General features: G+C 60.6%; 24 protein-coding genes. 4 read left to right on the forward strand and 20 right to left on the reverse strand.

The annotated features are described in order from the left end of the window. The 8 genes from HNO86_RS25410 to HNO86_RS25445 form a co-directional block, all read right to left on the reverse strand. Nucleotides 1-595 (reverse strand): ABC transporter permease subunit (locus HNO86_RS25410; protein ID WP_175379672.1); only part of this gene is annotated, 595 nt, incomplete at its 3' end. Continuing rightward, entirely contained in the window at nucleotides 592-1,473 is an 882-nt protein-coding gene (locus HNO86_RS25415; RefSeq protein ID WP_175379715.1) for an ABC transporter permease subunit, read from the reverse strand. The genes HNO86_RS25410 and HNO86_RS25415, both read right to left, overlap by 4 nt. Before the next feature lie 35 nt (nucleotides 1,474-1,508). Beyond that, a complete protein-coding gene (locus HNO86_RS25420; protein WP_175379673.1) occupies nucleotides 1,509-2,651 on the reverse strand; it encodes an ABC transporter ATP-binding protein in 1,143 nt (380 codons plus the stop codon). 70 nt (nucleotides 2,652-2,721) lie between these two features. Then, the gene (locus tag HNO86_RS25425) at nucleotides 2,722-3,819 is read right to left on the reverse strand and encodes a polyamine ABC transporter substrate-binding protein (protein WP_175379674.1); all 1,098 of its coding nucleotides are present in this window, start codon (nucleotides 3,817-3,819) and stop codon (nucleotides 2,722-2,724) included. 224 nt (nucleotides 3,820-4,043) lie between these two features. After that, complete coding sequence (locus HNO86_RS25430) at nucleotides 4,044-5,156, reverse strand: polyamine ABC transporter substrate-binding protein (protein ID WP_175379675.1); 1,113 nt, start codon at nucleotides 5,154-5,156, stop codon at nucleotides 4,044-4,046. A gap of 172 nt (nucleotides 5,157-5,328) precedes the next feature. Beyond that, complete coding sequence (locus tag HNO86_RS25435; RefSeq protein WP_175379676.1) at nucleotides 5,329-6,693, reverse strand: aspartate aminotransferase family protein; 1,365 nt, start codon at nucleotides 6,691-6,693, stop codon at nucleotides 5,329-5,331. 59 nt (nucleotides 6,694-6,752) lie between these two features. Next, nucleotides 6,753-8,111, reverse strand: a complete 1,359-nt coding sequence (locus tag HNO86_RS25440) for a glutamine synthetase family protein (RefSeq protein WP_175379677.1) — start codon at nucleotides 8,109-8,111, stop codon at nucleotides 6,753-6,755. A gap of 38 nt (nucleotides 8,112-8,149) precedes the next feature. Beyond that, the gene (locus HNO86_RS25445; RefSeq protein WP_175379678.1) at nucleotides 8,150-8,512 is read right to left on the reverse strand and encodes a gamma-glutamyl-gamma-aminobutyrate hydrolase family protein; all 363 of its coding nucleotides are present in this window, start codon (nucleotides 8,510-8,512) and stop codon (nucleotides 8,150-8,152) included. Between the two features lie 278 nt (nucleotides 8,513-8,790). Between HNO86_RS25445 and HNO86_RS25450 the strand changes: the two genes are divergently transcribed. Beyond that, on the forward strand, nucleotides 8,791-10,167 hold the full coding sequence (locus HNO86_RS25450; RefSeq protein WP_175379679.1) for a glutamine synthetase family protein: 1,377 nt from the start codon (nucleotides 8,791-8,793) through the stop codon (nucleotides 10,165-10,167). Nucleotides 10,168-10,323: 156 nt separating this feature from the next. Beyond that, nucleotides 10,324-10,962: a TetR/AcrR family transcriptional regulator gene (locus HNO86_RS25455; RefSeq protein ID WP_175379680.1), complete on the forward strand. Its 639-nt coding sequence runs from the start codon at nucleotides 10,324-10,326 to the stop codon at nucleotides 10,960-10,962. Nucleotides 10,963-11,083: 121 nt separating this feature from the next. Here HNO86_RS25455 and HNO86_RS25460 read toward each other — a convergent pair whose 3' ends face one another. The 9 genes from HNO86_RS25460 to HNO86_RS25500 all read right to left on the reverse strand — a co-directional run bounded on the left by HNO86_RS25460 (nucleotide 11,084) and on the right by HNO86_RS25500 (nucleotide 20,150). Next, nucleotides 11,084-11,299 (reverse strand): molybdopterin-binding protein, encoded by a 216-nt coding sequence (locus HNO86_RS25460; RefSeq protein WP_175379681.1) that lies wholly within the window; start codon nucleotides 11,297-11,299, stop codon nucleotides 11,084-11,086. 108 nt (nucleotides 11,300-11,407) lie between these two features. After that, the gene (gene ssuB / locus HNO86_RS25465; protein WP_175379682.1) at nucleotides 11,408-12,214 is read right to left on the reverse strand and encodes an aliphatic sulfonates ABC transporter ATP-binding protein; all 807 of its coding nucleotides are present in this window, start codon (nucleotides 12,212-12,214) and stop codon (nucleotides 11,408-11,410) included. Then, the gene (ssuC, locus tag HNO86_RS25470) at nucleotides 12,211-12,993 is read right to left on the reverse strand and encodes an aliphatic sulfonate ABC transporter permease SsuC (protein WP_175379683.1); all 783 of its coding nucleotides are present in this window, start codon (nucleotides 12,991-12,993) and stop codon (nucleotides 12,211-12,213) included. The genes ssuB and ssuC overlap by 4 nt, the downstream gene beginning before the upstream one ends. A gap of 8 nt (nucleotides 12,994-13,001) precedes the next feature. Beyond that, nucleotides 13,002-14,150, reverse strand: coding sequence for an FMNH2-dependent alkanesulfonate monooxygenase (ssuD, locus tag HNO86_RS25475; protein WP_175379684.1), 1,149 nt, complete (start codon nucleotides 14,148-14,150; stop codon nucleotides 13,002-13,004). Nucleotides 14,151-14,182: 32 nt separating this feature from the next. Next, the gene (locus HNO86_RS25480; RefSeq protein ID WP_175379685.1) at nucleotides 14,183-15,148 is read right to left on the reverse strand and encodes a sulfonate ABC transporter substrate-binding protein; all 966 of its coding nucleotides are present in this window, start codon (nucleotides 15,146-15,148) and stop codon (nucleotides 14,183-14,185) included. A gap of 90 nt (nucleotides 15,149-15,238) precedes the next feature. Then, a complete protein-coding gene (gene ssuE / locus HNO86_RS25485; RefSeq protein ID WP_175379686.1) occupies nucleotides 15,239-15,832 on the reverse strand; it encodes an NADPH-dependent FMN reductase in 594 nt (197 codons plus the stop codon). 257 nt (nucleotides 15,833-16,089) lie between these two features. Beyond that, entirely contained in the window at nucleotides 16,090-16,728 is a 639-nt protein-coding gene (locus tag HNO86_RS25490) for a peroxiredoxin (protein WP_175379687.1), read from the reverse strand. Nucleotides 16,729-17,019: 291 nt separating this feature from the next. After that, the gene (locus HNO86_RS25495) at nucleotides 17,020-18,360 is read right to left on the reverse strand and encodes an OprD family porin (protein ID WP_175379688.1); all 1,341 of its coding nucleotides are present in this window, start codon (nucleotides 18,358-18,360) and stop codon (nucleotides 17,020-17,022) included. A 437-nt stretch (nucleotides 18,361-18,797) separates the two neighbouring features. After that, nucleotides 18,798-20,150 carry an OprD family outer membrane porin gene (locus tag HNO86_RS25500; protein ID WP_175379689.1) on the reverse strand — a complete coding sequence of 451 codons (1,353 nt, stop codon included), beginning with the start codon at nucleotides 20,148-20,150 and terminating at the stop codon, nucleotides 18,798-18,800. A gap of 366 nt (nucleotides 20,151-20,516) precedes the next feature. Between HNO86_RS25500 and tauA the strand changes: the two genes are divergently transcribed. Beyond that, nucleotides 20,517-21,506, forward strand: a complete 990-nt coding sequence (tauA, locus tag HNO86_RS25505) for a taurine ABC transporter substrate-binding protein (protein ID WP_175379690.1) — start codon at nucleotides 20,517-20,519, stop codon at nucleotides 21,504-21,506. 50 nt (nucleotides 21,507-21,556) lie between these two features. Here the strand turns inward: tauA and argA are convergent, their stop codons facing one another. Continuing rightward, complete coding sequence (gene argA, locus HNO86_RS25510; RefSeq protein ID WP_175379691.1) at nucleotides 21,557-22,855, reverse strand: amino-acid N-acetyltransferase; 1,299 nt, start codon at nucleotides 22,853-22,855, stop codon at nucleotides 21,557-21,559. A 249-nt stretch (nucleotides 22,856-23,104) separates the two neighbouring features. Beyond that, nucleotides 23,105-24,262, reverse strand: coding sequence for an acetylornithine deacetylase (gene argE, locus HNO86_RS25515; RefSeq protein ID WP_175379692.1), 1,158 nt, complete (start codon nucleotides 24,260-24,262; stop codon nucleotides 23,105-23,107). A 157-nt stretch (nucleotides 24,263-24,419) separates the two neighbouring features. Between argE and HNO86_RS25520 the strand changes: the two genes are divergently transcribed. Then, the gene (locus HNO86_RS25520; protein WP_175379693.1) at nucleotides 24,420-25,787 is read left to right on the forward strand and encodes an inorganic triphosphatase; all 1,368 of its coding nucleotides are present in this window, start codon (nucleotides 24,420-24,422) and stop codon (nucleotides 25,785-25,787) included. Between the two features lie 86 nt (nucleotides 25,788-25,873). Here the strand turns inward: HNO86_RS25520 and HNO86_RS25525 are convergent, their stop codons facing one another. After that, nucleotides 25,874-26,344 carry an Lrp/AsnC family transcriptional regulator gene (locus HNO86_RS25525; protein WP_175379694.1) on the reverse strand — a complete coding sequence of 157 codons (471 nt, stop codon included), beginning with the start codon at nucleotides 26,342-26,344 and terminating at the stop codon, nucleotides 25,874-25,876. Nucleotides 26,345-26,364: the final 20 nt, after the last annotated feature.

Here is a 26,364-nt window from a genome sequence, read left to right on the forward strand (position 1 = left end):
ACATCATGCCGCCCGCCGCCAGCGATGGCGCGATCATCGGGATGGTGATCAGGAAGAACACCTTGAACGGCTTGGCACCCAGATCCATGGCCGCCTCTTCGATGGACAGGTCCAGCTCACGCAGGCGCGCCGACACCACCACCGCCACATAGGCGGCACAGAACGTGGTGTGAGCGATCCAGATGGTCACGATGCCACGCTCCTGCGGCCAGCCGATCATCTGCGCCATGGCCACGAACAGCAGCAACAGCGACAGACCGGTGATCACCTCAGGCATTACCAGCGGCGCGGTGACCAGGCCGCCGAACAGCGTGCGGCCCTTGAAGCGGGTGATGCGGGTCAGGACGAACGCGGCGAGCGTACCCAGTGCCACGGCGGCAATCGCCGTGTAGCAGGCGATTTCCAGCGAGCGCACCACCGAGCCCATCAGTTGCGTGTTGTCCATCAGGCCGACGTACCACTTGATCGACCAGCCGCCCCATACCGTCACCAGTTTGGAGGCGTTGAACGAGTAGATCACCAGGATCAGCATCGGCAGATAGATGAACAGCAGACCCAGTACCAGCATCAGGCTGGAGAAACGGAAGCGTTTCATTCTTTACCCTCCATTTCCTTGGCCTGACTGCGGTTGAACAGGATGATCGGCACGATCAGGATCGCCAGCATCACCACCGCCAGGGCGGACGCCACCGGCCAGTCACGGTTGTTGAAGAACTCTTGCCAGAGCACTTTACCGATCATCAGGGTTTCCGGACCGCCAAGCAGTTCAGGAATCACGAACTCGCCCACCACCGGGATGAACACCAGCATGCAGCCGGCGATGATGCCGTTCTTGGACAGCGGCACGGTGATTTTCCAGAAGCTGTTGAAGGTGCTCGAACCCAGGTCCGACGCGGCTTCCAGCAGGCTTGGATCGTGCTTCACCAGGTTGGCGTACAGCGGCAGGATCATGAACGGCAGGTACGAATAGACCACGCCGATATACACCGCCAGGTTGGTGTTGAGGATCTGCAGCGGTTCGCTGATCAACCCCATGCTCATCAGGAAACCGTTGAGCAGGCCGTTGTTGCTCAGGATGCCCATCCACGCATACACGCGGATCAGGATCGCGGTCCAGGTCGGCATCATGATCAGCAGCACCAGCACCGTTTGCAGCTCCTTGCGGGCGCTGGCAATGGCGTAGGCCATCGGATAGCCGATCAGCAGGCACAGAAGCGTGCTGAAGAACGCCATCTTCAACGACCCGAGGTACGCGGAGAGGTACAGCTCGTCGTCGCCGAGCATCGCGTAGTTGCCCAGGTTGAGCAGCACTTGCAGCTTCTGCTCGGCGTAGCTGTAGATCTCGGTGTACGGCGGAATGGCCACGTCGGCTTCGGCGAAGCTGATCTTCAGGACGATGAAGAACGGCAACATGAAGAACAGGAACAGCCAGATGAAAGGGACCCCGATGACCAGTTGACGGCCACCGGGAATTATTCGATTGAGGCGGCGTTTGAATTTGCGCATGTTCATGAGCGAAGTACCACGCCGCTGTCGTCTTCCCACCATACGTAGACCTGGTCACCCCAGGTCGGACGCGCGCCGCGGCGTTCGGCGTTGGCGACGAAGGACTGGACGATCTTGCCGCTCGGCAGCTCCACGTAGAACACCGAGTGCCCGCCCAGGTAGGCGATGTCGTGGACCTTGCCGCTGGACCAGTTGTATTCGCAGGTCGGCATGGTCGGGGTCACCAGCAGCTTTTCCGGACGGATCGCGTAGGTCACGGACTTGTCCTGCACCGAGGTGCTGATGCCGTGGCCGACGTAGATCTGGCGATCCAGGTCCTTGCAGGTGATGGTCGCGTGGCCTTCGGCATCCTCGATCACTTCACCGTCGAAGATGTTGACGTTGCCGATGAATTCGCAGACCAGGCGGCTGGTCGGGGTTTCGTAGATGTCGATCGGGCTGCCGATCTGGGCGATCCAGCCCAGGTGCATGATCGCGATGCGTTCGGCCATGGTCATGGCCTCTTCCTGGTCGTGGGTCACCATCACGCAGGTCACGCCCACGCGCTCGATGATCTCCACCAGTTCCAGCTGCATCTGCGAGCGCAGCTTCTTGTCCAGTGCGCCCATCGGCTCATCGAGCAGCAGCAGCTTCGGACGCTTGGCCAGGGAACGGGCCAGGGCCACACGCTGACGCTGACCACCGGACAGTTGATGCGGCTTGCGCTTGGCGTACTGGGTCATCTGCACCAGCTTGAGCATGTCGGCCACGCGGGCATCGATCTCGGCGGCCGGCAGCTTGTCCTGCTTGAGGCCGAAGGCGATGTTCTGCGCCACGGTCATGTGCGGGAACAGCGCGTAGGACTGGAACATCATGTTGATCGGCCGCTCGTAGGGCGGCATGTCGGTGATGTCTACGCCGTCGAGGAAGATCCGCCCTTCGGTCGGTCGCTCGAAACCGGCGAGCATGCGCAGCAGGGTGGATTTGCCCGATCCCGAACCGCCGAGCAGGGCGAAGATCTCGCCCTTCTTGATTTCCAGGGACACATCGTCCACGGCAACCGTCTCGTCGAACTTCTTCGTGACCCGGTCGATTTTGACCAGCACCTGCTTGGGTGACTGGTCGCCCTCGAGGGCTTTCTTATAGGCGCCGGAGGCAACTGCCATTTGCGAAACTCCCAACAAAATTTGAAGTTCGCTCAAGTTGAACGAACCCTGGATAGTTTGAGCCTTGAAGCTATTTACCCGACTTGACCTTGGTCCAGCTGCGGGTCATCAAACGCTGAATGTTCGGTGGCAGCTCGATGGACACGTAGGTCTTGTCGAGCACCGCCTGGGGTGGATAAACCGATTCGTCGGTGCGAATGGACTGTTCCATCAGTTTGTCCGACGCCGGATTCGGGTTGGCGTAACCGACGTAGTCGCTGACCTGGGCGATCACTTCGGGTTTGAGCAAGTAATTGATGAACGCGTGCGCCTGTTTGACGTTGGCCGAGTCCTTCGGAATCGCCAGCATGTCGAACCACAGCGCGCCGCCTTCCTTGGGAATCGAGTAGGCGATGTCCACGCCCTTCTTCGCTTCCTCGGCACGGGTCTTGGCCTGGATGAAGTCGCCGGAGAAACCGACGGCCACGCAGATATCGCCGTTGGCCAGGTCGCCGATGTATTTGGAGGAGTGGAAGTAGGTCACGTAAGGACGAACCGCGAGCAGCTTGGCTTCGGCCTTCTTGTAGTCTTCGGGCTTGGTGCTGTTGGGGTCCAGGCCCATGTAGTTGAGGACCGTGGGCAGCATTTCATCGGCGGAGTCGAGGAAGGACACGCCGCAACTCTGAAGCTTCTTCATGTTCTCAGGTTCGAAGACCACGGCCCAGGAGTCGATCTTGTCGACGCCCAGCACAGCCTTGACCTTCTCGACGTTGTAGCCGATGCCGTTGGTGCCCCACAGGTACGGCACGGCGTACTGGTTGCCCGGATCGTTCTGCTCAAGACGCTTGAGCAGTACAGGGTCGAGATTCTTGTAGTTGGGCAGCAGCGACTTGTCGAGCTTCTGGAAAGCCCCGGCCTTGATCTGCTTGCCCAGGAAGTGGTTGGACGGCACGACCACGTCGTAGCCGGTGCGCCCGGCCAGCAACTTGCCTTCCAGGGTTTCGTTGGAGTCGAACACGTCGTAGACCGGTTTGATGCCGGTCTCTTTCTGGAAGTCCGCCAGGGTGGTCTCGCCGATGTAATCGGACCAGTTATAAATATGCACGGTACCGGCGGCCTGGACACTGGCGGCTATCGTCAGTCCGGCGCCGAGCAGCATGGCATTGCGCAACAAAGAAGAAATAGGCAAGTGGAGGTCCTCTGAAATGAGTTGGGCCCAAGTTGCCCCGCGTTACATGACAGCCATGACTGTCTGGCAACAAACCGGCGCGCAACTTACCCTCGAAAAACCGATCCAGCAAACTTTATAAAAAACCCTGTAGGAGCGAGCTTGCTCGCGATGTTCGTCAACGATGACACGGGGTGTCTGACACCCCATCGCGAGCAAGCTCGCTCCTACACAGGGGTTAGCGCTTACTTACCGGATTTGATCTTGGTCCAGCTGCGAGTCAGGATCCGCTGGGTCGCCGCCGGCAGGTCAGCAATCGCGTACAGCTTGGCCAGCACGTCCGCCGGTGGGTAGATGCCCGGGTCGCTGGTGATGTCTTTATCAACCAGTGGCGTGGCGGCAGCGTTACCGTTCGGGAAGCGTACGGCGTTGGTGATTTCAGCCATGATTTCCGGCTTCTGCAGGAAGGTCATGAACTTGTAGGCGCCTTCGACGTTTTCGGCATCTTTAGGGATGGCGACCATGTCGTAGAAGCTGCCTGCACCTTCTTTCGGAATGTTGTAGCTGACTTTGACCTTGTCACCGGCTTCGGCAGCGCGGGACTTGGCCTGATAGATGTCACCCGAGTAACCGACGGCGACGCAGATGTTGCCGTTGGCGAGGTCCGAGATGTACTTGGAGGAGTGGAAGTAGGCGATCGAAGGACGGACCTTCATGATCAGCGCTTCAGCCTTGTCGATGTCTTCTTTCTTCTGGCTGTCGGTTGGCAGGCCCAGGTAGTGCAGCGCCACCGGAATCATCTCGGTTGGCGAGTCCAGCAGGCTGATGCCGCAGGACTTCAGCTTGGCAGCGTTTTCAGGCTTGAAGATCAGGTCCCAGGAATCCACCGGAGCGTCGGCGCCCAGTGCAGCCTTGACCTTCTCGGCGTTGTAGCCGATGCCGATCGAACCCCACATGTAAGGGAAGGCGTGTTCGTTGCCCGGGTCGCTGACCGATACGGCCTTGAGCAGATCGGTGTTCAGGTTCTTCCAGTTAGGCAGCTTGGACTTGTCCAGCTTCTGGTAAACGCCGGCCTTGATCTGCTTGGCCAGGAAGTTGTTCGACGGTACGACGATGTCGTAGCCGGACTTGCCTGCCAGCAACTTGGCTTCCAGGGTTTCGTTACTGTCGAAGACGTCGTAGACAACTTTGATGCCCGACTCGTCTTCAAACTTCTTGATGGTGTCCGGAGCGATGTAGTCGGACCAGTTATAGACGTGCAGTACCTTGTCATCTGCCTGGGCCGCACTCGCCATAATGCCCATCAGGGACATGGCGAGGAGAGTCTTGCCAGCAAGCTTTTTTCCTAATGCCTTCATGCGTTGATGCTCCAAATTTTTTCTTTTTTTGAACCACTTTGTTCAGCGGCCGAAACCGGACAACTGGAACCGCGGCTAGTCTGGCAAGATCCACGGCGGTCTTTCAAGGAAAGGCCGCCGTTTAAGGATGCCCCGAGCGAAAGTTTCATGTCTTGCGCTCAGAGCCTAGCACTTAGCCCTGCAAAGCACTCAGGGTCAGGTCCAGGCACTTGCGGGCCTTGGTCACCAGCTCATCGATCTCCGCAGGGGTGATCACCAGCGGTGGCGCGATGATCATGGTGTCGCCCACGGCGCGCATGATCAGGCCGTTGTCGAAGCAGAACTGGCGGCAGATCATGCCCACACCCTTGCCTTCGTAACGCTTGCGCGTGGCCTTGTCCTGCACCAGTTCAATGGCCCCCAACAGGCCCACCCCGCGAACTTCGCCCACCAGCGGGTGATCGTTCAGTTCACGCAAACGTTTCTGCAAATACGGTGCCGTTTCGCTGTGTACGCGCTCGACAATTTTCTCGTCGCGCATGATGCGGATGTTTTCCAGCGCCACCGCTGCCGCCACCGGGTGTCCGGAGTAGGTGAAACCGTGGTTGAAATCGCCGCCTTCGTTGAGCACTGCCACCACTTCATCGCGAACGATCAGGCCACCCATCGGGATGTAGCCGGAGGTCAGGCCTTTGGCGATGGTCATCATGTCGGGCTTGAGGTCGTAGAAATCGCTGCCGAACCACTCGCCGGTACGGCCGAAACCGCAGATCACTTCGTCCGCCACGAACAGGATGTCGTACTTGGCGAGGATTTCCTTGATGCGCGGCCAGTAGGTCTCTGGCGGAATGATCACGCCGCCGGCGCCCTGGATCGGCTCGGCAATGAAGGCACCGACGTTGTCGACGCCGACTTCCAGAATTTTCTCTTCCAGCTGGTTGGCCGCCCAGATCCCGAACTCTTCCGGCGTCATGTCGCCGCCTTCGGTGAACCAGTAAGGCTGGGCAATGTGGACGATGCCCGGGATCGGCAGGTCGCCCTGCTCGTGCATGTAGGTCATGCCGCCCAGGCTCGCGCCGGCCACGGTGGAACCGTGATAGCCGTTCTTGCGGCTGATGATGACTTTCTTGTTCGGCTGGCCCTTGATCGCCCAGTAGTGGCGAACCATGCGCAGCATGGTGTCGTTGCCTTCGGAACCGGAACCGGTGAAGAACACGTGGTTCATGCCTTGCGGCGCGATATCGGCGATGGCCTTGGCCAACTCCAGCGCTGGCGGGTGAGCGGTCTGGAAGAACAGGTTGTAGTACGGCAGTTCACGCATCTGCTTGTTGGCGGCTTCGGCCAGTTCATCGCGACCGTAACCGACTGCCACGCACCACAGGCCGGCCATGCCGTCGAGGATCTTGTTGCCCTCGCTGTCCCACAGGTAAACGCCCTTGGCATTGGTGATGATCCGCGGGCCCTTCTCTTTCAGCTGCTTGAAATCGCTGAACGGGGCCAGGTGGTGATCGTTGCTCAGGGCCTGCCACTCACGGGTTTGCGGGTTGTTGCTGGTCATACGAATCTCCTAAAAAAATCAGGTGAAGGCGCTGCCCGACAGCGGCAGCGCCCGGCGCATCAGACGGCGAACAGCAGGAATTCCCGCTCCCACGAACTGATGACGCGCTTGAAGTTTTCATGCTCGGCTCGCTTGACCGCGACGTAGCCAGTGATGAAGTTCTTGCCCAGGTATTTCTCGATGGTCGAGCTGTTTTCCATGCGGTCCAGCGCGTCTTCGATGGTCAGCGGCAGGCGCAGGTTGCGGCGCTCATAACCGCGGCCCACCACCGGCGCGCTCGGGTTCATGCCTTCGACCATGCCGATGTAGCCGCACAACAGGCTGGCGGCGATCGCCAGGTACGGGTTGGCATCGGCGCCCGGCAGGCGGTTTTCCACCCGACGGTTCTGTGGCCCGGCATCCGGCACCCGCAGGCCCACGGTGCGGTTCTCTTCGCCCCACTCCACGTTCACCGGTGCCGAGGTGTCCGGCAGGAAGCGGCGGAACGAGTTGACGTTGGGCGCGAACAGCGGCAACAGCTCGGGGATCAGCTTCTGCAGGCCACCGATGTGGTGCAGGAACAGCTGGCTCATGGTCCCGTCTTCGTTGGAGAAGATGTTCTTGCCGGTCTCGATGTCGATGATGCTCTGGTGCAGGTGCATGGCGCTGCCCGGCTCGCCGGTCATCGGCTTGGCCATGAAGGTGGCCGCCACGTCATGTTTGAGCGCGGCCTCGCGCATGGTGCGCTTGAACACCAGGATCTGGTCGGCCAGGGATAGGGCATCGCCGTGACGGAAGTTGATTTCCATCTGCGCCGTGCCGTCCTCGTGGATCAGCGTGTCGAGGTCCAGTTCCTGCAGTTCACACCAGTCGTAGACGTCTTCGAACAGCGGGTCGAATTCGTTCGCCGCTTCGATGGAGAACGACTGGCGACCGATTTCCGGACGTCCCGAACGGCCGATCGGCGGCTGCAACGGATAGTCCGGGTCGTCGCTGCGCTTGGTCAGGTAGAACTCCATTTCCGGCGCCACGATGGGCTGCCAGCCCTTGTCGGCATAGAGTTTGAGGACCTTCTTGAGCACGTTGCGCGGCGACAGCTCGATCGGATTGCCCTGCTTGTCGTAGGTGTCGTGGATCACCTGGGCGGTCGGCTCGATGGCCCACGGCACGAGGAACACCGCGTTCTGGTCGGGGCGGCAGATCATGTCGATGTCGGCCGGGTCGAGCAGTTCGTAATAGATGTCGTCTTCGACGTAATCGCCGGTCACCGTCTGCAACAACACGCTCTCGGGCAGACGCATGCCTTTTTCGGCGATGAACTTGTTGGTCGGCGAGATCTTGCCCCGGGTGATCCCGGTCAAGTCGCCGATCATGCATTCGACTTCTGTGATCTTGTGGCTTTTCAACCAATCGGTGAGCTGGTCGAGGTTGTTACTCATAAATGCCTCTAGGCTTTGAGTTTCCTGGCACGTGGGTGTCAGGCGATGTTTGACGCATCGGCGTCGCGTGGAAATATCTGTCTAGCACAGGCTATCGAATCATTTAAGGACAGCCCAGCAAACTCATGGCGTGCAGAATCGAGAGCGCAACGCTGCACGAAGGCCGCGCCGCCATTGTGAATCGGTTCTATATTGAATGGAGTAACCGTAATGGGTGTGCCATCGAGGCCGTCCAGAATAACGGACGGGGATGACCCATTCGCCGGGGAAGCGAGGATTGCCGACAGGCCCTTGGCCGCCAGGGCCCGGGTGCCGACCAAAAGGTCGCCATGAATGTGATAAGCATGCAGACCGTTCTGCGCAGAGCAGGCGGTGACGCCGATTATCGGCAGGCGAGACATGAAGCACCCCGGTATTATTGCTGTTATGGGTTTGATCCGAGCTTAGCCTTGTTCATTTTTTTACACAACACCCCCGTAAAAAATACAACACGGCCCGCTCAAGCCTGCGGGAGCCATAGCGTTCGAGGGAATAAAAACGCCCCAAAGTGCCCCAAAAAAGCCACACGAGCCCTTTAAGAGGGCAAAAAAGGCCCAGCTTGACTTCGGCATGCCGTTCGGGTTGACTGGAATCCGAAAAGATCAATGATTGATATTTTTAACAACAAAGGTGTTGCATCATGTCGGTACCCCCGCGTGCCGTTCAGCTCAACGAAGCGAACGCGTTCCTTAAGGAACATCCTGAGGTTCTGTACGTTGACCTTCTGATTGCGGATATGAATGGTGTGGTGCGCGGCAAGCGCATCGAACGCACCAGCCTCCACAAGGTTTACGAGAAAGGCATCAACCTGCCGGCCTCTCTTTTTGCTCTGGATATCAACGGCTCTACGGTGGAAAGCACCGGCCTGGGCCTGGACATCGGTGATGCTGACCGAATCTGCTATCCAATCCCCGATACCCTGTGCAACGAGCCATGGCAGAAGCGCCCGACCGCGCAACTGCTGATGACCATGCATGAACTGGAAGGTGACCCTTTCTTCGCCGACCCGCGGGAAGTCCTGCGCCAGGTCGTGGCCAAGTTCGACGAGTTGGGCCTGACCATCTGCGCCGCGTTTGAACTTGAGTTCTACCTGATCGACCAGGAGAACGTGAACGGCCGTCCACAGCCGCCGCGCTCGCCGATCTCCGGCAAACGCCCGCACTCGACCCAGGTCTACCTGATCGACGACCTCGACGAATACGTCGACTGCCTGCAGGACATCCTCGAAGGCGCGAAAGAGCAAGGCATCCCGGCCGACGCCATCGTCAAGGAAAGTGCCCCGGCGCAGTTCGAAGTGAACCTGCACCACGTGGCCGACCCGATCAAGGCCTGCGACTACGCGGTACTGCTCAAGCGTCTGATCAAGAACATCGCCTACGACCATGAGATGGACACCACCTTCATGGCCAAGCCTTACCCAGGCCAGGCGGGTAATGGTCTGCACGTCCACATCTCGGTGCTCGACAAAGATGGCAAAAACATTTTTGCCAGCGAGGATCCCGAGCAGAACGCCGCGCTGCGTCACGCGATCGGCGGTGTGCTCGAGACCCTGCCAGCTCAGATGGCTTTCCTCTGCCCGAACGTGAACTCGTACCGTCGTTTCGGCGCGCAGTTCTACGTGCCGAACTCGCCAAGCTGGGGCCTGGACAACCGCACCGTGGCCCTGCGCGTACCGACCGGCTCTGCCGATGCAGTGCGTCTGGAGCACCGTGTCGCCGGCGCCGACGCCAACCCGTACCTGCTGATGGCTTCGGTCCTGGCGGGCGTGCACCACGGCCTGACCAACAAGGTCGAGCCACCGGCACCGACCGAAGGCAACAGCTACGAGCAGAACGAGCAGAGCCTGCCGAACAACCTGCGCGATGCACTGCGCGAGCTGGACGACAGCGAAGTCATGGCCAAGTACATCGATCCGAAGTACATCGACATCTTCGTCGCGTGCAAGGAGAGTGAGCTGGAGGAGTTCGAACACTCCATCTCCGACCTTGAGTACAACTGGTATCTGCATACCGTTTAAGTGGTTGTACTGAAAAATCGAACGCCGCCGGCCTCACAGCCCGCGGCGTTTTTTTATGGGGTTCCTTCAGTGGGAGCGGGCTTGCTCGCGAAGGCGGCCTGCAAGACAACACAGAAGCCTGCTCGTACAATGCCCCCTGCCCCGCAGGAGACTCCCATGACACGCGTAGCCAGCCCCCGCAAACCCCGCGCAGCCAGCCAGGCCCGGATCGATTCGATTCTCGATGCGGCGCGCACGCTGCTGGCGGCCGAGGGCGTGGCCAGTCTGTCGATCTACAGCGTCGCCGAGCGCGCGCAGATCCCGCCCTCCTCGGTCTACCACTTTTTCGCCAGCGTCCCGGCCTTGCTCGAAGCGCTGACCGCGGACGTCCACGCCGCCTTCCGCGCCTGCCTGCAAGCCCCCATCGACCACGCCACGCTCAACAGCTGGGGTGACCTGTCGCGCCTGGTGGAACAACGCATGCTCGCCATCTACGGCGCCGACGCCGCCGCCCGCCAGCTGATCCTCGCCCAGCACGGCCTCACCGAAGTCACCCAGGCCGACCGCCAGCACGACATCGAACTGGGCGACCTGATGCACAAGCTGTTCGACCACCATTTCGAGTTACCGAAGCTGCCGGACGATGTGGATGTGTTTGCGCTGGCCATGGAGCTGGGAGACCGGGTGTACGCGCGCTCGGTGCAACAGCACGGGCAAATTACGCCGCGCATGGCCGAGGAAGGGATGCGGGTGTTTGATGCGTATCTGGGGCTGTATTTGCCGCCTTACCTGCCAAAGCGCGGCGGTCTGGCCTGATTTTTTGTTGATCGGACGGACGCCATCGCGAGCAGGCTCGCTCCCACATGGAAATGTGAACCACTGTGGGAGCCTGCTCGCGATGGGTGCGCTGCCGAGCCAACTGACTCACGGCATGCAATCACAACTTCGCGATCGACACCTCGGTGGACTTCACGAACGCGATCACTTCGCTGCCCACCGCCAGTTCCAGCTCTTTCACCGAACGGGTGGTGATCACCGAGGTGACGATGCCGGACGCGGTTTGCACGTCGATTTCCGACAGCACGTCGCCCAAAACGATTTCCTTGATGGTGCCCTTGAACTGGTTGCGTACGTTGATGGCTTTGATCGTCATATTTATTTCTCCTGAGGTCGAAATGAGCTGCAAGTGGCGAGCTTCAAGCTGCAAGTAAAAGCGCACTGCTTTTTCTTGCCGCTTGGAGCTCGAAGCTTGCGGCTGTCTTTATTGCGCCCAACGCAATTGCGTAGGCAAAGGTGAAACAGGTTCCGGTTCCGGCGGTTGACCCGGCAGGGACAGCACGCGGTTGAGGACTTCGGTTTCCAGCGCCGCCAACCGGTGGGAGCCGCGAACCCGGGGGCGCGGCAGTTCCACGTGCAGGTCGAGGCCGATTTCGCCGTCTTCGATCAGGATCACCCGATCGGCAATCGCCACCGCTTCGCTGACGTCATGGGTCACCAGTAAGACCGTGAAGCCGTGCTGCTGCCAGAGCCGCTCGATCAGCTGCTGCATCTCGATGCGGGTCAGGGCGTCCAGCGCGCCCAGCGGTTCGTCGAGCAACAGCAGGCGTGGCTGGTGGATCAGCGCGCGAGCCAGCGCCACACGCTGCTTCTGCCCGCCGGACAGGGCCGCCGGCCACTCGTTGGCGCGATCCGCCAGGCCGACCGCTTCCAGGGCCTGCAACGCCTGTGGCCGCCAGTCGCCCTTGAGCCCGAGCCCCACGTTGTCGATGATCCGTTTCCAGGGCAGCAGACGCGCTTCCTGGAACATCAGCCGCGTGTCTTCCCGCGCCTCGCTCAACGCCGCGGAGCCGGCCAGCAACTGCCCGCCCGTAGGCTGGTCGAGACCGGCGAGCAAACGCAGCAAGGTGCTTTTGCCGCAGCCGCTGCGCCCGACTACCGCGACGAACTGACCGGCCGGAATGTGCAGGTCGATCTCGCGCAGCACCTGCCGCGCGCCGAAGGTTTTCTGCAGCTTGCGCACCGCCAGCGGAATCCCGCGCAGCAGGCGTGGAGGTTGTTGAGCCGTCATGCGGCACCTCCCTTGGCAACCTGATAGGCCGGGTGCCAGCGCAGCCATACGCGTTCAAGTCCACGGGCCGCGAGGTCGGCCAGCTTGCCGAGCACCGCGTACATCAGGATCGCCAGCACCACCACGTCGGTCTGCAGAAACTCCCGGGCATTCATCGCCAGGTAGCCGATGCCGGAGCTGGCGGAAATGGTTTCGGCGACGATCAGCGTCAGCCACATGAAGCCCAGAGCGAAGCGCACGCCGACCAGAATCGAAGGCAGCGCGCCCGGCAGAATCACCTGGCGGAACAGGCTGAAACCGGACAGCCCATAGCTGCGGGACATCTCCACCAGCGCCGGATCGACGTTGCGGATGCCGTGATAGGTGTTGAGGTAGATCGGGAACAAGGTGCCCAGCGCCACCAGGAAAATCTTCGCCGACTCGTCGATGCCGAACCACAGGATCACCAGCGGAATCAGCGCCAGATGCGGCACGTTGCGGATCATCTGTACCGAGCTGTCGAGCAGGCGCTCGCCCCATTTCGACAGGCCGGTGATGAACCCCAGGACCAGGCCGATACTGCCGCCGATGGCGAAGCCCAGCGCCGCGCGCCAGCCGCTGATGGCCAGGTGAGTCCAGATCTCGCCACTGCGTACCAGGCTGATGCCGGCCTCGATCACCGCGACCGGTGCCGGCAGGATCCGCGTCGACAACCAGCCCGCCGACACCGACAACTGCCACACCGCCAGCAGCAACACCGGCAACGCCCAGGGCGCGAGGCTGTGGATGATTTTCTTCATGGCGCGCCTCAGCTCTGGGACGCGGCTTTGGGAAGAATGTCGTTGGCCACCATCTCGCCGAACGGGCTGACGTAGCCGGCACTTTTCGGCAGCTCAGGACGCTCCACATCCAGGTGCGGAAACAGCAGCTCGGCAACGCGGTACGACTCTTCCAGGTGTGGATAACCGGAGAAGATGAAGGTATCGATGCCCAGGTCCGCGTATTCCTTCACGCGGGCGGCCACGGTCGGACCGTCGCCCACCAACGCTGTGCCGGCACCGCCACGCACCAGGCCGACGCCTGCCCACAGGTTGGGGCTGACTTCCAGGTTGTCGCGGCTGCCGCCGTGCAGCGCGGCCATGCGTTGCTGGCCCACCGAATCGAAGCGCGCCAGGGACGCCTGGGCCCGGGCGATGGTGTCGTCGTCCAGGTGCGAGATCAGGCGATCCGCCGCCTGCCAGGCCTCGGCATTGGTTTCCCGCACGATCACATGCAGACGGATGCCGAAGCGCACGGTGCGCCCGAGTTTTGCGGCCTTGGCCCGCACTTGCGCAATTTTCTCGGCGACCGCGGCCGGCGGCTCGCCCCAGGTCAGGACCATCTCCACTTGCTCTGCCGCCAGGTCTTGCGCGGCTTGCGACGAACCACCGAAGTACAGCGGCGGCCGCGGTTGCTGGATCGGCGGATAGAGCAGCTTGGCGCCCTTCACGCTGATGTGCTGGCCGTCGTAATCGACGGTCTCGCCTTCCAGCACCCGACGCCAGATGCGGGTGAATTCCACCGAGGCCTGATAGCGCTCTTCGTGAGTCAGGAACAGACCGTCGCCGGCCAGCTCTTCCGGATCACCGCCAGTCACCAGGTTGAACAGCGCACGCCCGCCGGACAGACGATCCAGGGTCGCCGCCTGACGCGCCGCCACCGTCGGGGAAATGATCCCGGGGCGCAACGCGACCAGAAACTTCAGGCGCTGGGTCACCGGAATCAGCGATGCCGCCACCAGCCAGGAGTCTTCGCATGAGCGACCAGTGGGGATCAGCACCCCGCCGAAGCCCAGGCGATCGGCCGCCTGGGCGACTTGTTGCAGGTAACCGTGGTCGACGGCGCGAGCGCCTTCGGCGGTGCCAAGGTAATGGCCGTCGCCGTGGGTGGGCAGGAACCAGAAGATATTGAGGCTCATGGAGTGGTCTCCTTGGGAAATCGAATGCTGGGTTATTGGGCTTTGGCAACGGCCGCCGGTGGCGTCCAGATCACGTCCTTGATGCTCAAGGGCTTGGGAATCAGCTTGAGCTGGAAGAAGCTGTCGGCGATTTTCTGCTGCGCAGCGACCACCTCCGGCGTGAGGAACAACGCGCCGTAGCCCTGGCGTTTAACCGAGGTCAGCGTGATGTCTGCCGGCAGGCCGAGCAGCGGTGCGACCTGTTGCGTCACGTCCTGCGGGTTGGCCCTGGACCACTCGCCCACACCCCGCACTTCCTCCACCAGGGTCTTGATCACCTCGGGATTCTTTTGCGCGTAAGGCTTGGTCGCCAGGTAGAACTGATGGTTGTCGACGATGCCCTGGCCATCGCGCAGGGTGCGCGCTTGCAGTTGCTGTTCGGCGGCGGCCTGGTACGGGTCCCAGATCACCCAGGCGTCGACGCTGCCGCGCTCGAACGCCGCGCGGGCATCGGCCGGTGGCAGGAACACGGTCTGGATATCGGAGTATTTGAGGCCGGCATCTTCCAGCGCACGAACCAGCAGGTAGTGCACGTTGGAGCCTTTGTTCAGGGCGACTTTCTTGCCCTTGAGTTCGGCCACCGATTTGATCGGCGAGTCTTTCGGCACCAGGATCGCTTCGCTGTGAGGCGCTGGCGGTTCGTAGGCGACGTAGAGCAGATCGGCGCCGGCCGCTTGAGCGAATACGGGTGGGGTTTCGCCGGTCACGCCAAAATCGATGGAGCCGACGTTCAGGCCTTCGAGCAGTTGCGGGCCGCCGGGGAACTCGGTCCATTGCACGTCCACGCCTTGGGCGGCGAGGCGTTTTTCCAGAGTGCCTTTGGCTTTGAGCAGCACCAGGGTGCCGTATTTCTGATAGCCGATACGAAGAGTTTCAGCTTGAGCTTGAGTAATGGCGCCGAAGGTAACAGCCGCAGCAAACAGAGCGACCAGACCACGACGCAAAATGACAGGGCGCATGGCGCTCTCCTTTTTGCAGTTGGGTTTTGGCTGCACCTGCTTGCCCGTTGGCGGGCGAGTAAGGCCAGTACTTCAATGTTCGAAAGGGGTTCAAATGCTCCAGCGAGCACTCAACAAACGGTCATTCAACAGGCCTGGATCGAGCGGCCTGGGGCGTCGCGCCATGGCGCCGAGAAACAACTCCAGCGACTCGTTCAAGCGTTGTTCCAGCTCCGGCGCCAGCTTCGCTGCCGCACTGCCTTCGCCATAGGCGATCTGGCTGTCGACCGCGAAAATCCCTTGGAGCAGTTCATCGGCCTTCAACGCCGACAACACCGGCTTGAGCGCGTAATCCACCGCCAGCATGTGGGCGATGCTGCCGCCGGTAGCCATTGGCAACACGACCTTGTGTGCCAGTGCGCGTTCGGGCAGCAGGTCCAGCACGGTTTTCAACGCGCCGGAGAACGATGCCTTGTACACCGGGGTGGCGATCAGCAGACCGTCGGCATTTTCAATCTGTTGCAACAGGTCGAGCACCTTCGGGCTGTCAAAGCGTGCATGCAGCAAGTCTTCGGCCGGGAAGTCCCGTACCTGGTAACTCACCACTTCCACGCCCTGCCCTTGCAACCAACCTTTGGAGCGCTCCAGCAGCACCCCGGAACGGGAGCGCTGGCTGGGGCTGCCACCGAGTGAGACGACCAGCATTCGGACAATTCCTTGATCGTGTTGGCGATTCGCGGATTGCGATCTCGCTTCGATGGGAGTGACCTTAACAGCTGATTCATATATCTATAAATCATATTTATTCATTTGATTATTCGATATGGAGATATATGAACGAGCGTTTTCCAGGCATAAAAAAAGGCCGTCGAAACGGCCTGAAGTCCCCTGCATCGTGGATCGGTACACCCCCCTCAATTCCCCTTCGCTTCCACAGGTTCAGGGACAGGCAATGGCGGGTGTTAGCGGTTCGGCTGCGGTGTGAGGCGCAGATAGGGCCTGACCGCCCGATAGCCATTGGGAAAGCGCTGTTTGATTTCCTCTTCATCCTTGAGCGACGGCACGATCACCACCTCGTCACCGTCCTGCCAGTTGGCCGGGGTGGCCACCTTGTAGTTGTCGGTAAGCTGCAGCGAATCGATCACCCGCAGGATTTCGTTGAAGTTGCGGCCGGTACTGGCCGGGTAGGTAATCGTCAGCCGCACCTTCTTGTTCGGGTCGATCACGAACAGCGAGCGCACGGTCAGGGTGTCATTGGCATTGGGATGAATCAGGTCGTAGAGGTCCGAGACCTTGCGGTCGGCGTCGTCGAGGATCGGGAAGTTGACCACGGTGTTCTGGGTGTCGTTGATGTCTTCGATCCAGCGATGATGGGAGTCCACCGGGTCGACGGACAGCGCGATGGCCTTGACTCCGCGCTTGGCGAACTCGTCTTTCAACCTGGCGGTGAAGCCCAGTTCAGTGGTGCACACCGGCGTGAAGTCCGCCGGGTGCGAGAACAGCACACCCCAGCTATCGCCCAGCCACTGGTGGAAACGGATGGTACCGGCGCTGGAATCCTGTTCGAAATCGGGGGCGATGTCGCCGAGTCTGATACCCATGGTGCTGCTCCTTTTGAGTGCTTATTGAGCTCCACTGTGCCTGGGTTTCTTATCTATTAAAAAGAATAAATATCGCTTTATTTAGACCATATAGAAATATTAAACATCTGTTCACTGGACCTGATCAGCCATCGGGCCGAACATCGCTCACAAGGTTCGAGAAGGCCTTGAGTTGCTGCAAAAAGGGGCGTTTCGGGGCGGGATTACGGGGGTGACTCCGTCTTGAAACGCAAAAGCCCCGCCCGGCGTGATGCCGGGCGGGGCTTTTTTTCGTCGGTTACCCGCGCGTGCTTACAGCAGCGGAATCGAGTAGCTGACGATCAGGCGGTTTTCGTCCTGGGAACGGGTGTTCGGCAGGTCGGTGCGCCACATGGCGTTTTTCCACATGAAGCCCAGGTTCTTCAGGGCGCCGGACTGGACGACGTAACCCACGGTCAGGTCGCGCTCCCACTCGGAAGCGCCATTGGCCGCCTGGCGACCGGCAGCGTTGACGGTATCGATGTCGTCGCCCTTGAGGTAAACCAGACCCGCCGTCAGGCCAGGTACGCCAACCTTGGCGAAGTCGAACGAGTAGCGAGCCTGCCAGGTGCGCTCGCCGGCACGGGCGAACTTCTGGATCTGCATGTCGGTGATGATGTAGGCCGACGAGCCGTCGCCCTGATTCAGCCAAGGGAAGTCGCTGCTGCCGTTGCTGACCTGGTAACCGCCACCGAAGGTGTGACCTTCGACGGTGTAGAGGAACAGGCCGCTGTACAGGTTGTTGTCGACTTTGCCCTTGCCGTTCGGCGCGTTGTAGTTACCGGTGGTGAAGTACGCAGGATCGTGACCGTTTGCGCCGTCGTCGGAGCTGTTGAAGTAACGCAGGTCGGACTTCAACACGCCCGGGCCGATTGCCCAGTTGTGAGTCAGGCCCAGGAAGTGTTGCTTGTAGAACTCTTCCAGGTTGCCGTAGTAGTACTGCGCGGTCAGGTCCTTGGTGATTTTGTAGTCACCACCGGCATAGATGAACTTGTTGCTGTCACGGCCCGCTGCGGTACGGCTGTTGGAGCCGGAGATCGACAGCTGCTGGTTGTTGCTCGAGTTACGGCCCTTGGCCTGCTCGATCTGGCCACCGACCAGGGTCAGGTCCTTGATGTCACCGGAGGTGATCTGGCCACCTTGCCAGGTTTGCGGCAGCAGACGACCGTCGTTGGTCACGATCACCGGCAGTTTTGGCTGCAGGGTGCCCAGCTTCAGCTCGGTCTGCGAGACCTTGGCCTTGGCGGTCAGGCCCAGGCTGGAGAAGTTGTCTACCGCTTCGCCGTTGGACTTGCTCGGGAAAACGGTACCGCCGTAGGAGTTGTTCACCGCACCGTTAGTACCGCCACCCGAATCCAGCTTCACGCCCAGCAGGCCGATCGCGTCGATACCGAAGCCGACGGTGCCCTGGGTGTAACCGGAAGTGAAACGCAGGTCGAAGCCTTGGCCCCACTCTTCGTTCTTGTTCGGGCCAGTGCCGTCACGGTAGTCGGTGTTGATGTAGAAGTTACGCAGACCCAAAGTGGCCTTGCTGTCTTCGATGAAACCGGCGGCGCTTGCCTGCTGCGCCAAAACCCCTACGGCCACAGCCAGGGCCAAGGTGGACTTGTTCATTGTTTCGCTCCTGTTATTTCTAATTTTTAGGTCCGGGGTCGATTGCCCTGGATCCTTGATTCGTATGACTGGCACCACGAACCCGCAGTGAATAGCTGCCCCTGAAAATCGGGGGGCGCAGCATACCTGTTCATAAAACCGAAATGAATCGCCCAAACCCTATTTATATCGGAATGGAATATATCTAGTCATACGATGTCCGACCAGGAAAGATATCGGCATGCAAACCGATTCCTGTAGTCGTGGTGATCGGGAGGGTGCAACAAGTAAGTGAACCGGGGTGTTGCGGGGCCTGTTGGTCAGGTGGGGGCTACTGTAGACGTTTGGATAAAAATCTAAAAAGAATAAAAAATCATCGATAGTTAGTTTTATGGAATAAAAAAGTTGACCCAAAAGAAAGCCCCGTACTAGGACGGGGCTCTTTTTACACCAGCTGCTTACATGAAGCTGTAGGTGTAGTTGAAGATCAGACGGGTCTGATCCTGGTCGGCGGTGCTGGTGTTGCCACGATACATACCGTGACGCAGCGTGGTGCCGAAGCCTTTGAGCATACCGGTCTGAATCACGTAGTCCACACGCAAGTCGGTCTCGCGCTCGTTCAGGTCATCACCCACGCCATTGGTGGCCTTGATGTCCCGACCGTACAGGTAGGCAGCCGAAGCTTTCAGACCTGGCACGCCCAGAGAGGCGAAGTCGTAGGAGTACTGACCGTAGGTGGTGTTTTCACCGGCACGGATGAAGCTGCCCACGGTGGCGTCGGTGAAGGAGTAGAAGCTGGCGCCGCCGGCACCTTCGTTGCGACCGTTGCCATCGACAACGTTGCCCTGGTTCAGGAACACGAAGCCGCCGTCATCGTTGACACGCTGGTGACCGAGCAGGAATGCGCTGCCGCCCAGGGTATAGGTGAACGTGGCGCTCCAGGTCTTGTTGTCGACCTCGCCCGGGGTCTTGGCAAAACCGTTGTTGTTGTTGAACTGATAGCCAGCCTGGCCGTTCTTGCCGTCGGAGCTGCTGTCGAAGTAACGCAGGTCAGTCTTGAAGGACTGGTTCGGCGCGATCGGGTAAACGTGTACCAGGCCGAGGAAGTTCTGCTTGTAGTAGTCTTCCAGGTTTGCGTAGTAGTACTGCAGCAAGAGGTCTTTGGTGACCTTCCAGTCGGCACCGGCGTAACGGAACTGATTGCTGTCCTGAGTACCGCCGGCTACGGCCAGGCCAGTGCTGTTGGACGAAGCGCGACCGGTGGCGTGCTCGAGTTGACCGACGTTGAAGGTGACGTTGTCGATTTCCTTCGAGGTGATGGTGCCGCCTTCAAACGTTTGCGGCAGCACACGGCTGTCGTTCGCGATCAGGATCGGCATGTTCGGCATCAGAGCGCCGCCCACGTGGGCTTCGGTCTTGGAGAAGCGTGCCTTGACGTTACCGGCCAGACGGCTCCACGAGCTCTCTGCCGAACCGTCGGAATCGCTAGGAGTGAACGAGTTGTTGTCCGGGTGGTGACCCTTGCCGCCATCCAGGTGGATACCGACCAGCGCCTGGGCGTCGATACCGAAACCGACGACACCTTGGGTGAAGCCTGACTGGTAGTCGAACTTCAGGCCTTCAGCGGCTTCGCGCTGTCTGTTTGAAGGAGTATTGTTAGTGGTGTTGGCAGCATTTTCACGGTTATCGGCGTCGAAATAATAAGTACGCGAACTAACCGATGCCTTGCTGTCTTCGATGAAACCCGCGGCGCCTGCCTGCTGCGCCAGAACCCCAAAGGCCACGGCCAAGGCCAAGGTGGACTTGTTCATTGTTTCGCTCCTCTCATCTCTAATTCTTGTAGTCCTGGTTCCGGGTCAAATGCCCTGAAATCCAAAGATGCGCGATTAGCGCCGGACGGTGACTCACAAGTCAATCGTAACTATGTGTGTCTACGACCATAGTCTAATCCCCGGTTTTTTGGTCCATGCAGGGTCATGAATTCGCCACAAACCTGAAAAGAATGGATGGCTTCTTTTCTCATACCATTTAGGTATTTAGCTCACGGTGCCTGAACCCCCTCAGAATAGAGCGGCCGGCTCATAAGCTAATTCCTAAATGTTATTTATTTTGCGTTTCTTATATCGATTAGGTTTTGAAGCAATCCTGAAACAAATCCAGTCGAAAAGGACAACGCCATGACCACCCGACGCGCACTATCCAGACCAATTGTGACAGTTTGTGTATCGCTGCTATTTTCTTTTACCGCGCACGCTGCCAACCTCACGGTCGGTTACCAGACCGGCATCGATCCAAGCAAAGTCCCTCAGGCAGACGGCCTCTACGAAAAAACCATCGGTGAGAAAATCGACTGGCGTCGCTTCAACAGCGGCCCGGAAGTGGTCACGGCCATTGCCTCGGGCGATGTGCAGATCGGCAATCTCGGCTCCAGCCCGCTGGCGGCGGCTGCGTCGCGCAACCTGCCGATCGTCGCGTTCATCGTTTCGGCGCAGATCAATGCCGCCGAGGCGCTGGTGGTGCGCAACGGCAGCGGTATCGATAAACCGCAGGATCTGATCGGCAAGACCATCGCCACGCCCTTCGTTTCCACCTCTCACTACAGCCTGTTGGGCGCGCTCAAGCACTGGGGCCTGGACACCTCGAAGGTCAAAGTGGTGAACCTGCAACCGGCGGAAATCGCCGCGGCGTGGAAGCGTGGGGACATCGACGGCGCGTTCGTCTGGTCGCCGGCGCTGGGGGAAATTCGCAAGACCGGCAAGACCTTGACCGACGCCGCCCAGGTCGGCCAGTGGGGCGCGCCGACCTTCGAGGTCTGGGTCGCGCGCAAGGATTTCGCCGAGAAGCACCCCGAAGTGGTGGCGAAATTCGCCAAGGTCACCCTCGACTCGTTTGCCGATTATGCGGCGCATAAGGACAGCTGGACGGCGGACTCCGTGCCGGTGCAAAAAATCGCCAAATTGACCGGTGCCAATGCCGCCGACGTACCGGAATTGCTCGCGGGATCGGCGTTCCCGGATGCCAAGGCGCAACAGACCAGCGCGCTGCTCGATGGCGGCACGGCCAAGGCGATTGGCGAGACGGCGAAGTTCCTGAAGGAACAGGGGAAGGTTGAGACGGTACTGGCGGATTATTCGCCGTATGTCAGTGCGAAGTTCGTGCAGGACTGACACGCCCCCCCTGTAGGAGCGAGCACGCTCCTACAGGGTTTGGGTGGTGTTCACAGGGCCTTTTCGAAGATCTTCGAATTACGCTGATAGTTGTACAGCGACGCCCGCGCCGATGGCAGGCGCTCGACGCTGCTTGGCGCAAAGCCGCGCTCGCGGAACCAGTGGGCCGTGCGGGTGGTGAGGACGAACAGGGTTTTCAACCCCTGGGCCCGGGCGCGATCTTCAATGCGCTCCAGCAACTCGTCGCCACGACCGCCATGCCGGTACTCCGGATTCACCGCCAGGCAAGCCAGCTCGCCGGCGTCCGAATCGGCAATCTGATACAGCGCCGCACAGGCGATGATCATGCCTTCACGCTCGACCACGCTGAACTGCTCGATCTCGCGCTCCAGCACTTCGCGGGAACGACGCACCAGAATCCCCTGCTCTTCCAGCGGGCTGATCAGGTCCAGTAATCCACCCACGTCTTCGATTGCCGCTTCGCGCACCACTTCGAACTGCTCCTGGGCCACCAGGGTGCCGCCACCGTCGCGGGTGAAGAGTTCGGTCAGCAGCGCGCCGTCTTCGGCGTAACTGACGATATGGCTGCGCGCCACGCCGCCACGGCAGGCTTCGGCCGCCGCATCCAGCAGTTCCGCCTGATAGTTGCTTCCCAGGCGCTGCAGATGCGCCGGCACCTGCTGTGGACGCAGTTCGCGCACCAGACGCCCGTGCTCATCGATCAGGCCTTCTTCGGCACCGAACAGCAGCAGCTTGTCCGCGCCCAGGTCGATGGCGGCGCGGGTGGCGACGTCTTCGCAGGCGAGGTTGAAGATTTCACCGGTCGGCGAGTAACCCAGGGGCGAGAGCAGCACGATGGAGCGCTCGTCGAGCAGGCGATTGATGCCCTTGCGGTCGACCCGGCGCACTTCGCCGGTGTGGTGATAGTCGACGCCTTCGAGCACGCCGATCGGCCGCGCCGTCACCAGGTTGCCGCTGGCCACCCGCAGGCGCGAGCCCTGCATCGGCGAGGACGCCATGTCCATGGACAGGCGCGCTTCGATGGCGATGCGCAGCTGACCAACGGCGTCGATCACGCATTCCAGGGTCGCGGCATCGGTGATGCGCATGCCATGGTGGTAATGCGGCGTCAGGCCGCGAGCCTCCAGGCGAGCTTCGATTTGCGGACGGGAACCGTGAACCAGCACCAGACGCACGCCCAGGCTGTGCAACAGCACCAGGTCGTGGACGATATTGCCGAAGTTGGAGTGCTCAACGCCGTCGCCGGGCAGCATGACGACAAAGGTGCAATCGCGGTGGGCGTTGATGTAAGGGGAAGCGTGACGAAGCCAATTGACGTATTCGGGCATGAACCTGGGCCTGTAATAAATAGCAGCCGAAAAAAAGGGCGAACAGAAAACGCACAGCGGGCTGATGGTTATCGTCGGAACAGGCTTGGCGACACGCGCGCTCTCCTCATGAATACGGGTTGGGACACTGGCAATTTAACAACGCTCCCTTATCTGTAGGGGCTGCCGAAGGCTGCGATCTTTTGATCTTCGCTTTTAAAGGCAAGATCAAAAGATCGCAGCCTTCGGCAGCTCCTACAAGGGTTGCGTTCAGCCGCTGATGGCTGGCTTCAGGCAGTAATGTTCAATCAACTGCCGTAATAGATGCACCGTAGGCTGCAAACGTGACATTTCAAGGAATTCTCCCGGCTGGTGGGCGCAGGCGATGTCGCCGGGGCCGAGCACCACGGTCTCGCAGCCAAGTCGCTGAAGATAAGGTGCTTCGGTGCCGAATGCCACCGCTTCGGCACTGTGGCCGGTGAGCTTTTCGGCGATTCGCACCAGTTCCGCGCCTTCGGCCTGCTCGAATGACGGCACGTCGGGGAACAGCGGCGCGTAGTCGATCTTCACCTGATGCCGCTCGGCCACCGGCTTGAGCCGCTGCAGGATCTCGGCGCGCAAGGCCTTGGGGTCCATGCCCGGCAGCGGTCGCAGGTCGAACTCCAGCGAACACTGACCACAGATACGGTTGGGGTTGTCGCCGCCGTGGATGCAGCCGAAATTCAGGGTCGGGGTCGGTACGCCGAACTGCGGATTGCGGAATTCGCGCTGCCACAACAGACGCAAGCCGCGCAGCTCGCCGATGGCATCGTGCATGGCTTCCAGGGCGCTGTGGCCCAGGCGCGGGTCCGAGGAGTGGCCGCTCTGACCGAGAATATCGATGCGCTCCATCATGATGCCCTTGTGCATGCGGATCGGCCGCAGCCCCGTCGGCTCGCCGATCACCGCCGCCCTGCCCAATGGCCGCCCGGCTTGCGCCAGTGCCCGGGCACCAGACATCGAGCTTTCTTCATCGCAGGTGGCGAGGATCATCAGCGGCTGCTTGAACGGCTGATCGAGCAAAGGCTTGAGCGCTTCGATGGCCAGGGCGAAAAAGCCCTTCATGTCGCAACTGCCCAGGCCCACCCAGCGGCCGTCGACTTCGGTGAGTTTCAGCGGATCGGTATTCCACAGGGCGCCGTCGAACGGCACGGTATCGCTGTGCCCGGCCAGCACCAGCCCGCCGGGGCCGGAGCCGAACGTGGCGAGCAGATTGAATTTGCCCGGGCTGACCTGCTGGATATCGCAGGCAAAACCCAGATCGCCCAGCCACGTGGCCAACAGGTCGATCACCGCACGATTGGATTGATCGAGCCTTGGCTGGGTACAACTGACGGACGGTGCAGCGATCAGCGCAGCGAACTGATCTTTCATGGACGGCAAAGGCATCGCAGACTCCAACCCCCGAATTGAAGTCCATCATAGAGCGATCCGGTGACAGGAATAAACCGTTGCACGGCGCAGTCCGGACCAGTGCTGTACACTGCACGACCTTGGCAGCCATACATTCCCCCCGGCTGCGCTCCCGATCCTGGATTTTCCGGCCATGCAGAAAGAAACCGAAATCAAACTCCGCGTCAGCCGCGAAACCCTCGCCGCCCTGCGCGAGCATCCACTGCTTAAAAAACGCATCAAGTCCGGCTGGGAACGCCGTGAGCTGATGAATCAGTACTTCGACACCCCCGAGCGCGACCTGGCCCACGCCAAGGTTGCCCTGCGCCTGCGCAAGGATGGCGATGAAGTGATTCAGACCCTCAAGACCCGCGGCCAGAGCGTCGCCGGTCTGTCGGTGCGCAACGAATACGACTGGAACCTGCCAAAGGCCAAGCTCGACCTGAAGAAGCTCGACGGCGAATGCTGGCCCGAAGCCCTGGCCGAGCTGGACAAGAAAACCCTGAAGCCGATCTTCACCACCGATTTCGTCCGCGAACGCGCCGAAATCGCCTGGGGTCGCGGCAAGGCCAAGGTGGTCATCGAAGCCGCGCTGGACCTGGGCCATGTAGTGGTCGGCAAACAGAAAGAAGAAATCTGCGAACTGGAACTGGAACTGCGCGAAGGCGAGCCCGCCGCGCTGCTGGAACTGGCCGCGGAACTGGCCGAGAAGCTGGCCCTGATGCCCTGCGACATCAGCAAGGCCGAACGCGGCTATCGCCTGTACGACGCCAACAGCTATTCCCTGAGCCTGCCGGCCCCGCAACTGACCGCCGAGACTCCGCTGGACGAAGCCTTCGCCGCGCTGTCCTGGCATTTGCTGGGCAGCAGCCAGCGTCTGGCCGAGCAGTATCGCTTCAACGGCCACTGGCGTCTGCTGCAGGACTGGGTGGAAAACCTGGCCGAACTGCGTGCACTGATCAGCAGCCTGGGCCAGGCCGCCCCGCGTCAGTCGACTCACGATTTGCGCGTTGCCCTGGACGCCCTGCTGGAAGACTGGCGCCCGCTGGTCCAGGCCGGTGCGGACGATGAAGACATCCGCAAAGCCGCGCCGGAGCAGTTCCTCGAAGAGCTGGAAGACCCGCGCTGGGGCCTGTTCTCGCTGACCACTTCACGCTGGCTGCTGGCCCGCACCTGGGCCGCCGACCGCAACACCCGCGGCAATCGCCAGGGCGCGGCGCAACTGAGCAGCTGGCTGCCGCGACTGCTGAGCGAAGAAGCCAGCTCGCTGCAACTGCAACGCTACCAGCAGCAACCCGAAGACCTGGCCGAGCAACTGCCGCGTATCGAACGCATCCAGGTCTGGCTGCACCACGCGCGCAACGTGCTGGACATTCCGGAGATGGATCGTCTGTACGGCGAGATGAACAAACTGGCGCAACTGGCCAACGAACCGATCACCGACGAAGCCCTGGACGCGCGCAAGCAGCAGGCGATTGCGGTGTATCAGAACCGGGCGTGGAAGATGCTGTTGCGTCTGTAATACCGCTAAAAGATCGCAGCCTTCGGCAGCTCGTACAGGAGTACACATTCCCCTGCAGGAGCTGCCGCAGGCTGCGATCTTTTGCTTTAGCGCATCACCGGCAAACTGGTCGTCGACTTGATCTCCGACAACGCCACAATCGAGTTCACCTCCTGAATCCCCGGCACCAGCGACAGCTTCTCGAAGAAGAATCGCTCATACGCCTCGATGTCCGCGGCGACGATCCGCAGCATGAAATCCACCGCCCCCATCAGCACATAACACTCCAGCACTTCGGGGAAGCCGCGAATCGCTTCGGTGAATTCGGTGAAGTTCGAACGCCCGTGGGCGTTGAGTTTGACCTGGGCGAAGATCTGCGTGTTCAGGCCGATTTTCTTGCGGTCGAGCAAGGTCACCTGGGCGCGAATGATCCCCTCCTCCTTCATCCGCTGAATCCGTCGCCAGCAAGGCGACTGCGACAAGCCAACCTGTTCGGCGATCTGCGCGCTGGAGAGCGAGGCGTCCTCCTGCAGCAACGCCAGGATCCTGCGGTCGTAACTGTCCAGCTCGCTCTGCATAAAAAAACCTTCAACTGATG

The organism is Pseudomonas sp. C1C7, from assembly GCF_013359595.1.
Taxonomy (GTDB): Bacteria; Pseudomonadota; Gammaproteobacteria; order Pseudomonadales; family Pseudomonadaceae; genus Aquipseudomonas.